This window comes from Pseudaminobacter soli (ex Zhang et al. 2022) (assembly GCF_014595955.1).
Lineage (GTDB): Bacteria > Pseudomonadota > Alphaproteobacteria > Rhizobiales > Rhizobiaceae > Kumtagia > Kumtagia pseudosoli.
The window spans coordinates 1-11,512 of sequence record NZ_JABVCF010000033.1 but is presented as its reverse complement, the minus strand read 5'-3'; the positions used below and the strand labels follow the sequence as shown (position 1 = coordinate 11,512).

At 59.6% G+C, this 11,512-nt stretch carries 12 protein-coding genes; 5 read left to right on the top strand and 7 right to left on the bottom strand.

The window, feature by feature from the left end:
• Nucleotides 1-429 precede the first annotated feature (429 nt).
• On the bottom strand, nt 430-954 hold the full coding sequence (msrA, locus tag HUI96_RS28825) for a peptide-methionine (S)-S-oxide reductase MsrA (protein ID WP_188258139.1): 525 nt from the start codon (nt 952-954) through the stop codon (nt 430-432).
• A gap of 10 nt (nt 955-964) precedes the next feature.
• Nucleotides 965-1,225 carry a hypothetical protein gene (locus HUI96_RS28820; protein WP_188258138.1) on the bottom strand — a complete coding sequence of 87 codons (261 nt, stop codon included), beginning with the start codon at nt 1,223-1,225 and terminating at the stop codon, nt 965-967.
• A gap of 67 nt (nt 1,226-1,292) precedes the next feature.
• On the opposite strand from HUI96_RS28820, the gene HUI96_RS28815 reads away from it, so the two are divergent.
• Nucleotides 1,293-3,857: an EAL domain-containing protein gene (locus tag HUI96_RS28815; RefSeq protein WP_188258137.1), complete on the top strand. Its 2,565-nt coding sequence runs from the start codon at nt 1,293-1,295 to the stop codon at nt 3,855-3,857.
• A 195-nt stretch (nt 3,858-4,052) separates the two neighbouring features.
• Here HUI96_RS28815 and HUI96_RS28810 read toward each other — a convergent pair whose 3' ends face one another.
• Together HUI96_RS28810 and HUI96_RS28805 are read right to left on the bottom strand one after the other, a co-directional pair.
• Nucleotides 4,053-4,502: a MucR family transcriptional regulator gene (locus tag HUI96_RS28810; protein ID WP_188258136.1), complete on the bottom strand. Its 450-nt coding sequence runs from the start codon at nt 4,500-4,502 to the stop codon at nt 4,053-4,055.
• A gap of 701 nt (nt 4,503-5,203) precedes the next feature.
• Complete coding sequence (locus HUI96_RS28805; RefSeq protein ID WP_188258135.1) at nt 5,204-5,572, bottom strand: hypothetical protein; 369 nt, start codon at nt 5,570-5,572, stop codon at nt 5,204-5,206.
• A gap of 313 nt (nt 5,573-5,885) precedes the next feature.
• Between HUI96_RS28805 and HUI96_RS28800 the strand changes: the two genes are divergently transcribed.
• From HUI96_RS28800 to HUI96_RS28785, 4 genes are all read left to right on the top strand, one after another.
• Nucleotides 5,886-6,308 carry a response regulator gene (locus tag HUI96_RS28800; RefSeq protein WP_188258134.1) on the top strand — a complete coding sequence of 141 codons (423 nt, stop codon included), beginning with the start codon at nt 5,886-5,888 and terminating at the stop codon, nt 6,306-6,308.
• A 12-nt stretch (nt 6,309-6,320) separates the two neighbouring features.
• Nucleotides 6,321-6,722, top strand: coding sequence for a response regulator (locus HUI96_RS28795; RefSeq protein ID WP_188258133.1), 402 nt, complete (start codon nt 6,321-6,323; stop codon nt 6,720-6,722).
• Nucleotides 6,723-7,797: 1,075 nt separating this feature from the next.
• Nucleotides 7,798-8,406 carry a cold-shock protein gene (locus HUI96_RS29985; RefSeq protein ID WP_188258132.1) on the top strand — a complete coding sequence of 203 codons (609 nt, stop codon included), beginning with the start codon at nt 7,798-7,800 and terminating at the stop codon, nt 8,404-8,406.
• Nucleotides 8,407-9,267: 861 nt separating this feature from the next.
• A complete protein-coding gene (locus tag HUI96_RS28785) occupies nt 9,268-9,516 on the top strand; it encodes a hypothetical protein (protein ID WP_337918700.1) in 249 nt (82 codons plus the stop codon).
• Between the two features lie 6 nt (nt 9,517-9,522).
• On the opposite strand, the gene HUI96_RS28780 is transcribed toward HUI96_RS28785, so the two are convergent.
• From HUI96_RS28780 to HUI96_RS28770, 3 genes are all read right to left on the bottom strand, one after another.
• Nucleotides 9,523-9,717: a hypothetical protein gene (locus tag HUI96_RS28780; protein ID WP_188258131.1), complete on the bottom strand. Its 195-nt coding sequence runs from the start codon at nt 9,715-9,717 to the stop codon at nt 9,523-9,525.
• A gap of 229 nt (nt 9,718-9,946) precedes the next feature.
• On the bottom strand, nt 9,947-10,942 hold the full coding sequence (locus tag HUI96_RS28775) for an AAA family ATPase (RefSeq protein WP_188258130.1): 996 nt from the start codon (nt 10,940-10,942) through the stop codon (nt 9,947-9,949).
• On the bottom strand, nt 10,942-11,370 hold the full coding sequence (locus tag HUI96_RS28770; RefSeq protein ID WP_188258129.1) for a hypothetical protein: 429 nt from the start codon (nt 11,368-11,370) through the stop codon (nt 10,942-10,944). The genes HUI96_RS28775 and HUI96_RS28770 overlap by 1 nt, the downstream gene beginning before the upstream one ends.
• Nucleotides 11,371-11,512: the final 142 nt, after the last annotated feature.

Genomic DNA, 11,512 nt, shown 5'->3' with positions numbered 1-11,512 from the left:
TATTCGGGTACTATAGCAGGTGAGCAAGCCTTTGAAAAGGCAAAGCAATTTCGCTGTTTTGCTTTTGTTTTCGCTCTTGTACGATGACGAAGACTATTTAGCGCCTGCGATGCGGACCTTAACAAGGGCCACCGACGTGGTCTCCTGCCGGCGTCCGCAATGGGTGAGATGCGGAATGACCGCTTTTGGGCGGGCAGAGCAAGCAAGCGGATGTTCGGTCAGCCAACGATCTACAGCTCTGCGCCGATGTCGGCCGTAGATGTTGGAGGTCGTAGTCGCACCAGTTCCTGGGGTTCCACGGAATGTGTCCTCGGCAACCCTCTTTGTCATCTTCCCAATCAGCACCAACCTTCTCAAGGGCCTTTGGAGCGCCCCGATGGAACTGGACCACTGGGAATCTTGGCCGCTGACGTGGACGGCTGTTGAAATCTATCCGACGCGGCGGCTCTCCTCGCGCGGTGGCAGCTTCCAGTTCGGTCTTGGGAAATGGCAGGTGTAGCCGTTCGGATAGCGCTCGAGATAGTCCTGATGCTCGGGCTCCGCTTCCCAGAAATCGCCCGCCGGCTCCAGTTCGGTCACGACCTTGCCGGGCCATAAGCCCGATGCCTCGACATCGGCAATGGTGTCTTCCGCAATGCGCTTCTGTTCGTCATTCGCGTAGAAGATTGCCGAGCGGTAGCTCGTGCCGACATCATTGCCCTGGCGATTGCGTGTCGTCGGATCGTGAATCTGGAAAAAGAACTCGAGCAGTTCACGATAGCTGATCCTGGCCGGATCAAAAACGATCTCGATTGCCTCGGCATGGCTGCCGTGATTGCGGTAGGTGGCGTTGGTTACGTCGCCGCCAGTGTAGCCGACACGGGTCGAGATCACGCCGGGATAGCGGCGGATCAAATCCTGCATACCCCAAAAGCAGCCGCCGGCAAGCACTGCGCGTTCGGTCGCGATACTCATCCGTATCTCCTCAATCCGGGTTGTCCGCCAACATATAGGGCTTGCGTGCACGCATGACATGCGTACCGCGCAATCCTGCGGACCCGGCTGAATGCTGCATCAGTTCGCCGCCGAAGTCCGTCACCCGCATCTCAATGCGGATTGGTTCTTCTCTGCAGCCAATATCTGTCGCGAGGCACACTCGCTCAACGTGATCTATTATTAAAATTGCACGTCTTTCACTTGCGATTCCTTGAGGTTGATCTGCCCAAAAGCGATAGCGCTCGGCCACGAGCGCGATATCCGTACAAACGCTCCTTGTCTGGCAGTGAAGACGGATAGAGGCGGGGCAAAGAGCAGTGCTTAACGAGATCAAGGAGCTCCTGAAGGAGTTCCAACAGGAGTGGTCAGGGTCGCGGGAAACCTGGCCTGTTGATGCTTGGAACAACGCCAAAGCCAGTCTTGTGCGAAGCGCAGAGCGGTATGAAGCCTTGCTTCAAGCCAGCGCAATGGTGTTCTGGACTTCCTGTCCAACTGGGCAGGCAACACGTGGTTGGGGCTGGAGCGAGTTGTCCGGTCAAGACGAGGCCGAGTACTCAGGGCAAGGTTGGCTCGCTACCGTTCACCCAGAAGATCAGGATCGCGTCGTTGCCCACTGGCAGGAATGCGTCCGATCCGGTGTCTGGTTCCAGGCCGAGTATCGGGTGCGGCATGCCACTGGTGAGTACCGCTGGGTCAGCGCCAAGGCTGTTCCGCTTCGAGATGGTGATGGCTCCATCCGAGAGTGGGTCGGCGTCCTCATGGACGTTGAAGAGCGCAGACTAGCCGAGGAAGCGCTGCGGACCAGCGAGGAACGGCTGCGGCTTGCCATCGAGACCACGGCTTTAGGCATCTGGGATGTGGACTTGATCCTGGATCGCCATCAATGGTCAGCCGAGACGCGACAAATCCTCGGAATTGCTGCCGATACTCCGATCACTGGTGACACCTTCCTGAACCGCGTGCATCCCGAAGATCGCCCTCACGTGGAGCGCACATTCTACAAGGATCAGTCCGAGCCCGGGACGAGCTTCAGCGGTATCTGCCGGATCAATCGCGCCGATAATGGCGGAGAACGGTGGGTGGCAGCATCTGGTCGCACAATCTCCGATGAGAACAGGCAGCCGATTCGCAGAATCGGTACGATCTGGGACATCACGGCGCAAAAGCGGGCGGAGGAGGCTCGCCATGCCAGTGAGGAACGGCTGCGGTTGGCGCTTAATGCCGCCAGAATGATTGCTTGGGAGCAAGACCTTACAACAAACTATATCACGCGGACCCCAAATGCCGCCGGATTGATCGGCATCGGGTCAGGTCCGCTCTCAGAGTTTCTCGACCGGATTCACCCCGATGATAGGCATCTGCGAGAGCATCTTCTCTCCCAATCAGACGTCAAGAGCTCTGAAAGCATCGAGTTCCGTTATACAACGCCACACGGTGAGACGCTTTGGCTTGGCTTGCGTGCAGAGAAGGCAGGTCCCAACAGGCTCGTGGGCGTCACCTTCGATATTACGGAGCGCAAGGCGGCCGAAGAGGAAATCTGGCGAGTCGCCAATCATGATGCGCTCACGGGGTTGCCCAATCGCGCTCTATTCCAGCGCCGCCTGGAGCAGGCACTTGGAGAAGGCCACCGAAGGGGCACCAGCGTTAGCCTGCTGTTGATCGACCTGGATCATTTCAAAGATGTCAATGACGCGCTTGGGCACGATGCAGGTGATGCTCTTCTGAAGGAGATAGCCGCTCGCCTCACGGCAATGGTTCGGGAGGGCGACACTGTCGCGCGCTTCGGCGGCGATGAGTTTGCAGTCATCATCGGGGAGCCGCTGACCCTCCGGCATGCGACCCTGTTGGTTGACATCATGCTGGAGCAATTGCGCCGGCCGTTTGTTTATGCGGAGCGAACCTTCATCGGAAGAGCCAGTATCGGTGTGGCAGCCTTCCCAAACCATGGGGCAGACGCGAAAGAGCTCCTGAAGAATGCCGACATCGCTCTCTACCGGGCCAAGGCCGAGGGGCGCAACCGCGCCATAAACTATTCTGCTGAGTTGCGCATCGCCGTCGAGGAGCGGCTAGCGCTGAACGAGGAGGTCCGGGAAGCGCTCGCCAGGAGAGAGTTTATACCGTTCTACCAGCCCAAGGTCTGCCTTCGGACGTCCCGTATCGTCGGCTTTGAGGCCCTAGCCCGCTGGCAACATCCGGCCAAAGGAATATTGACACCCGCTTACTTCGGCGCGGTGTTTAGCGACCTCGAGCTTTCCCTTCGCATCGGGCAGGAACTCATCACCAGGGTGATCTCGGACACACGCGAGTGGCTCGATCAGGACCTCGAAATTGGGAGGGTTGCCATCAACCTGTCGTCGGCGGAGTTCACCGTCGATGGAGTTGCCGAAAGAATCCTCAGTCTCCTCCACCAGAAGGAGGTCCCAACGGAGCGTTTTGAGGTCGAGGTCACTGAAACCGTGCTGCTCGGGCGGGGTATCGTCGACATCGCCGCAATCCTGAACCGATTTCACGAGCATGGGGTCCAGATCGCGCTTGACGATTTCGGGACTGGCTACGCCTCCTTGACCCACCTGAAGCAGTTCCCTGTCGACCACGTGAAGATTGATAAAAGCTTTGTCAGAGGGCTTGAACAGGATGCAGGCGATCAAGCCATTGTCGCGGGAATTATTGGGCTTGGCCGAAATTTGGGCATGCAGATAACGGCTGAAGGGGTGGAAACGCTCGCCCAGGCGCAGCGGCTGCGGGGGCTGGGCTGCGATAATGCCCAGGGATTCCTCTATTCCGAGCCCGTAGAAGGCTCCATGGTGCCTAAACTCTTGAGGTCATGGAAGGGACAACCGACGGGTCTACATGACGAAAAGCCAACCCGGCTGCGGGCCTAGCACGAACCAGGTGTTCGGAGTTCAGCCGCCCTCGACCTTGGCGGCCGGGTTCGGCTCGGCGAAGCTAGTGAAGCTCGGTTCTCGACGCCACTACGTAGCTCTCCCACGGTGAAGTCACTCCAGGAGTAGTGACCGTCGTCTTCGAGGGTGGCGGCGGGTGCTGATGCCGACAATGCCATCCCGCCAGGTCTCCGCTTACGCCTTACGCGTGCGCTTGGCCTTTGCAGGCTTGACCTCAGGCGCGCGCTTCCGTCCAAGGCCCATGCTCTTAGCGAGCGCAGACCTCGCAGCCGCATAGCCGGGAGCAACCATAGGATAGTCGGAAGGCAGACCCCATTTTGCACGGTACTCGTCGGGGGTCACGCCGTAATGGGTCGACAGATGGCGCTTTAGCGATTTGAACTTCTTCCCGTCCTCGAGGCACACGATGTAGTCGTCCGTCACGGACTTCTTGATCGGAACAGCGGGCTTCTTTGGCTCTTCGACCGCTTCCTGAGGAGCGGCTCCCAACCTGGTTAAGGATGCGTGAACCTCAGAAATCAGCGAGGGTAGGGAAGAATGAGGAACGGCATTGTTCGATATATAGGCCGATACAACGTCCGAGGTGAGACGGACCAGATCTTCATTACGTTCGTTAGGGGACACTGGTCACTCCAGGGCAAGCGGCGTTGTTTGCCGTTTACCGACCTTGCGTGTTTTCGCAAGCCCAAATGCACCTTCTCCTGAATTCCGTTGAAGCGGATCATCCTCGCTACTTTGGCGTATCGATCGGTATCCGACTCGGCAATAAGAGCGCCAACCGGAGCTCATCTTCACCCGCGAAGTCCGTCGCAGCGATGAGCTGAAAGACCGATCAGTAGGGCATCCGGACGCGATCCATAGTGTGATCGTATTCCACCCGCTCCAACGGATTCGAGCAACTCGATCAGCTTCGCTTTTCGGGAAGCCACAAAGCTACCTCCGGCGATTTCTCTGGCGCGCGGAGTCATGTCAGTTACCAGCATCACGCTTCTCGCTGGTTCGAGTGTCTGCATTGGGTGGGAAGCGGAATGACCGCTTTTGGGCGGGCATAGCAAGCAAGCGGACGTTCGGTCAGCGAACACGATCTACAGCTCTGCGCCGATGTCGGCCGTTGAGGGCACCTTTGCCACTGCTCAAGAGCAGACATCATTATGGCAGTGACCACGACACCGTTCCGAGCACGCATCTCGAGCTCTATGCGCAGGCGATGCCTCAGGCTTGGTTCGCAGTGCCGCGCCGGCACTTACGATCTGCCGCAACCGTCGTTCTCTAACAGACCGGACCATTGCCCCCCGCCAATGGTCCATTGCGGCACTGACTTCCGCTTAGCTCGGCTTCTTGGTGACAAGCGTCAGTGCGCCGTCTTGGCTCATACTGGCTGCAATGACATGTGCGGATGTAAGGCCCTTGGCTTCCAGCGCCGATTTGGCCTGCGGTGACGAGTCCACCGAACTGCGCAGATTCTGGAGCTCTGCCTCTCCGCCTTGCGCCACCACCTGATCGATCTGCTTCTGCGTGCTTTCCGGCAGTTCCGTAACGTCGACAACCGTGACGCTCTGGATGCTAGGTGCGGTGGACGGCGCTTCCGGGGCAGCGGGCGTGCTTGCAGGTGGTTGAATCGGCTGTTCCTGTGCGCTGGCTCCAGCGGCAAACATAACGGCGGCCGCGGCCATCGGAATCGTTATCTTGCGCATTCCTGTTCCTTCCGTGCCTTCAATAGTCATTATGACCAATGAGCCGGAAACCTGCCCCCGAGGGGGCTTTTTGGAGGTGAAAGGATGGCCAAGTGGGCCCACCGTATGAACGGCGTCGGCCTCAGGCCAGAAGGACGCGGGCCTGCAACGCTGCTCGGAAACCCCTACAGCTCTTTTGGCGTACCTGTCTTTTGGCGCACCTGGAAGAGCAAACCCCACAACTCGTCTGTCCAGCTTCCTCGTTCATCGTTGGTCGGGAACCAATCGCCGCCGAGAAGGTTGCGCGTTGCGGGGCAAGGAAGGATAGGGGTAGGTGGTTCTAAGAGAGGCGCAGCAGCCAGACGTGCTGCAACAGACCGTTACGGTCTTGTTGGCTGAAGACGAGATACTGATCAGGATCGATGTGGCGGAGGAACTCCGGCGGGCCGGTTGGAAGGTGATCGAGGTGGCATCGGCCGATGATGCGATCGACATTCTCAAGTCTTCGGTCATAGTGGACCTTGTCGTCACTGACGTGAACATGCCCGGTCAGTCAAACGGCTTGGATCTAGCGGGGTTTGTTGCCCGGGAGCGGCCAAAGATCAAGGTCGCAATCATGTCTGCCCACTTTGTCCCGGCCGCGGAACCCGGCGGCGCGGCACCATGTGACCTCTTCATTTCCAAACCCTTCCTCCACTCCCAATTGGTCGACCAACTCAGGCCATTGTTGCAACGTGGAACAAGCTCGGCCGAGTAGCCGTTCAACCACATGCCCTCGGAACTCAATTCCACCCTCCAGACCATACTCGTCGTAGATGGCGATGTGATCACACGGACCGTGATTGCCGACTATCTTCGGCACTGCGGCTACCGGGTAATCGAGGCGAATAGCGGCGAAGAGGCCGTAGAGGCTTTGCAGCATGAAGGCTTCAAAGTGGACGTGGTCCTGTCAGATGTTAGCCTTCCAGGAAGAATGAGCGGGTTCTTGTTGTCTCAATGGGTGCGGCAGAACAAGCCGGGCGTAGACGTGGTTCTCTCCTCGGTGGTCGAACGCGTCGCCGAGGCTGCCAGTGATCTTTGCGAGGAAGGTCCCGCGCTGGCGAAGCCCTATGATCCAAAGACTGTCGTAGACCACATCAACCGCCTGAAAGTCGGCAAATCAAGTCGATGAGGTCGAAGGAGCCGACAAGGATTTGCCCCAGCCCACTCCTGTGTCCGACCATCGACGGGGCAGAACCCTAACCCTCTTCGAGGTCGGTTGGCAGGTTGCCGGCTGCTCACAGGGACGGCTTCAGTTCCGGAGACAATCAGGAGACGGGGCGAAGCGCCCCGGCCTATCCCGACCGCGAGTAGTTCCCCCCTTGACTCGCGGTCAGGACGACCCGCCGTAGAACGAGGCACGGCGGGTCTTTTCATTTGATGACGAAGCTAGAACAACACCGGCCCTGCTGCTGACCACACCACAAAAACGAAGAAGCCCCGCCAGGGGAGGAGATCCGGCGGGGCTCTTGTCTCTGCCGTCGATCCCGGGAGGAGGTGAGATCGGCGGCCGTGTTGGTGATCTGGGAGGAGGATGACCACCAACGAGCGCTTACATAGTCATGCTCGGATCGAAGGCAACCACCGTGGCTGAATGACAGCCATGCAGTTTTGCTGCGCGCGGCACAGTGAGCTGAGATCCACTCCCGCCCGATCTCCGCTGGTCGGCAGAGGCGCTCGCCTCGGGCCGCGATCACCTTCCGCAACGTCGCCTATCGCCTTGCACTCCGCTCGCCGGAGGGGCGACATGAGGAATGTCAGACACCGTTACAGGCGTCCGACTTGGTGGCGGGAAGACTTTCTGCTCATCCTATCCGTCGTCGTGATGGTCGGCGGCGGTGCGCGGCCTGCGGCTGCCTCCTTCTTGCCGAGCGGCAGCTCGCGGGGCATTTCAGGGCAAGGATCGTGGCAATCAGCGCCTGCCGGTCCTGGCCTTGGGCAATGCGCAGCAGGTTTTGGGCAAGCTGCGCCTCCAGCTTCGCCGAGCCGATCTCCAGAGAGTTCGCTGCTGATGATTTTTAGCTGACAATGGCGTCGCATCTGCAACTCACTGTGGAGCCGGCGAGCAGCCCATCGCTCAAAGGGCGAAGCGTGCTACTCAAAACATGTCTTATTGCGCAGGCGTGCTTATCCAGTCAGCTTCGACGTTGAACTAAAACGGCCAGGTGCTACTTGGGACCGGGATCCTTGCCATCAAAGAGAGAGCAATGGGCAATAAGGGACACTTCCAAGAACGCCGTCGTAACCATCGCGGCGATAGAGACTTTGTCTCCGAACCGGCGGACGAGCCCAGCTACTTCCGACGGCCGACTCCATCTGCTTCCGATACAATTGACGCTGAGGTTCTGTGGTTCAATCCCGGCAAGGGCTTCGGCTTTATCAAGGCAGCGGATGGATCAGAAGCTTTCCTGCACATGCGGGCGCTCGAGGCAGCTGGGCACAGCATCGTTTCGGAGGGTGCGCGCATGAAAGTAACACTGCAGGACGGGCCGAAAGGCAAGCAAGTGTCGCAGGTGCTCGAGGTGATGGACGCAGGTTCGTCTCAGCCAGACAGGCGGCCAGCGGCTCGTGCCATGTCTCAACGCTCTCTTCCGCCGAGTTCAAGCGGGCAGGAAGGGGAGGGCACGGTAAAGTGGTATAACGCGGACAAGGGCTTCGGCTTCATCAGCCTGGAAGCTGGCGGAAACGATGTTTTCGTCCATGCCACTGCCCTGACCCGGTCGGGCATGAGCACGCTATCCGAAGGCCAGCGAGTGATCATCAGCTACGCACAGGGCCAGAAGGGGCCAGAGGCCCGATCAATCCGGCCGGCTTGATGGGCCAGCACCGGCGCTAATGCACTCAGCGGAGTCGAGCAGTACGCGTCCGCGCGCCCGCGACGGATATTCTCAAATGCACTCCTCAGGACGGGCCGCGTGCCGAATTGCGAGCAAACCTGAGAAGGTCTACACGCTGAAAGGAACGGCTTCGGTCACCTTCGATGAAGAGAAATTTGAATCGCGATGCCGCTTCCGTCAAAGAACCGCTGGCTCCGCCAGGCAATATACCCTATGAGTTCTTATCGGCAGTCATTGTTACGGGCGCTGTCGGTTGAGGGTGGCCATCGAGCCCTTGCCCCAAGTTAGAAAGGAGGCCGCTATGACCTCCACCAATCTTACCCCTAAGAAAATCGAAATGATCAACTGGCTGGTCCAGACTGTAAGCCTACACGGCCCAGCCCCTGACCGTCCTAGTCAGATGGAAGCAGCGCACATCGCCGCAATGCGTGTTCAAAGCGGGCCTATGAGCGAGTCAGAACTGCGCGCGGTCATCTACGACTCACTCTTCCCTACTCCCCATCCGCGCGCTTAGGACTGTCAGGGCAACAACCGTCTGGAAAGGCGATAAGTTCTCACCTCGAGATGGCCCCGATCCCTCGGGGCCTGGAGATCCTGCTTCATCGGAACGGCCACGCGGGATCCCGTTCGACTGCAGAGATCCGGCTATAGCATGGTGGCCTCAGGCAAGCTTCCGGATCATGCTCGACAGAGGAGGGACCGCCTCCTGCTGGACATCCCGCACGCATGCGTTGCATTCTCCTGCCGAGGGAGAGGGCCATGGGCAACGTTCATCGTTTCCGGCCGCGCAAACCAGCACCGCCTCCGCGACGCGGGTCGTCGTGGCCATGGCAACTGCCTGTGATCGCCTTTATTGGGGCGGGCGCGGCTACTTACGTCGCCAGCGAGGGCCTTCCCTCCCTCCCGGCCTCTCTCGATCCGGCTTGCAACATCAAGGGCAATATCAGCATCAACACTGGACGGCGGATCTACCACGTGCCGGGTGACAAGTTCTATTGGGAAACCATCATCCGGCCCGAGCATGGCGAGCGCTGGTTTTGTTCTGAGGCAGAGGCGCGTGCGGCGGGTTGGGTGCGGGCAAGGCGCTAGAGTGTCCTAACCGGGTTGGCTGCTCAGAAGAGCGATGACGGCCCCGGCGCCGAGCACTGCGATCTCCATCAGCCGAGCCGCCACGATCCTGGCGCCGGGCCTGGCCCGCGTATCCACCAGCAGCACGATCACCGTTGCCGATGCTGCGCTGAGGACCGTCAGGGCGACAACGGTGGTAAAGACGATCTCAAAGGGGTTCATGTCCATCTCCTCTCTTCTGGAGGAGGATTGTCTCAGACCTGACGGGCAGGGGGATGAACTGGCCCTCCCGCTTTCAGCGAAGGGGAGGATTCCGCGGCCTTTGGCTGGAGTTAGCTGGTAACTCTATCCCCGGTAACATCGGTAACAAGGTAACAATCGAGGTTCTTGGACTATGGTTCGGATGGTCTCAGAATTGGGCAATGTTACCATGTTACCGTTGTTACCGGGGTCACTCACCGGGGCTGTTTGCGGTAGCATTCTTGAGGTGCAGATAGCCGCCGCGCCCGGATTTCTGGACTTCTCCGGCTTTCAGCATCGAATGCAGCAGCCTGCGGATGTTACCGTTCTTCATTCCGGTAACATTGGAGAGGTCGGTTGGTGACATAGGTTCTGTTGCCTCCTCGAGAGCCGCTAGAATGTTACCGCGCTCTGAGGAGCGGCGAACATCGGCTGCTTCACCGGTAACAATCCACACGCCGCCGGCAAACGTGAGCGCGCTCTCCTTTTCCTCGACGTCCCGGCCTCGAACGTAGAGTGTGACCCCTTCGTGGTCGCGGTCGAGGACCAGGGTGGTGTCCGCGCAGGCGGAGAGTCCATTTGACCCGCTCAGCGCCTCCAGTGGATCGTCGGCGCCGCCCTTGCGGGTATGATGGAGGGCCACGACAGCGACGCGATTGCGCGTGGCCCACGCTTGCAACCCCGAGAATGCAGCATAGTCGCTTTCGTAGGAGGTCTGATTGGCATTGCCCGACGGCTTGATACGCTGAAGCACGTCGATGACCACGAGGCGTGGCTGATCAACCGTGAGGCGCCAGTCCTCCAGAGCATCCAGGAAACCCTTGTTCAATGCAGGCGCATCGCTCACCCACCGTAATCTGGAGAGATCCGGCCGCAGCCGTTCGCTGGGGAACAGGATGTCGATCCGGCCCTGAATCCGCCGCGGGCCGTTCTCCATATCGATGTAGAGGACATCGCCCTGCTCACAGTAGATCGAACCCATGGCGACGCCGCCACAGGCTACGGCAATCGCCCAGTCGATCGCCAGCCAGGTCTTGCCGAGCTTCTGGCGCCCGGCAAGAATGCTGAGGCCCTCGGCAACATAGCCTGATACCGTCCAACGGATCGGTGGAAACTCTATCGCCATCAGTTCGGTCGTGCTGATCGCGGTGAAGCGGGGTTTTTTCTGCCGCTCGTATTCGGCAGCTGGAAGGATCACACGGTCCATTATGCGGCCTGCCTCCTTCCAGGAATGATGAAGAGCTCCGGCATTCGCGGCGGCCGCATGTGGCGCTTGTAGAGCGGCAGCAGCGTCTCGGCGATCGCGATCCGCGGGACATGCCGGAGCCGATCAAAGGCTCGGGACCAGTCGAGCGCGACGATTCCGTCCCGCTTGGCGCGAAGCCAGTCGACGGGATCCGAGAAGATGTTCAGCGCACAGTCGAAGGCGTATGTGCCCGGGTTGTCAACGATGTCCTCGCCGAGTGCGAAGGCCCGGCCGGAATAGGTCGCCAAGGTGCCGCGGCGGGGTTGCCAGAAGACGCAGTCGTTCTCCTGTTCGAAGGCGAGCCAGCGTTCGCCGTCGTCACCGTTATCGAACAAACCATCGGGTGCTGGAGACCCGACCCCGACCATCATGGCGATCGGGCGGACCATAGCTTTGGTCGAGACGCCCTGGCGGATGAGCCAGCTGATTTCTGCCTGGCTCGGTGCGGTGAGGCTGTCAATCGGCGCGCAAAACTGACCCCTGATCGGCGTCCAATTTTGACCCCCTTATTGTAGGGCGACGGTGAGCGCC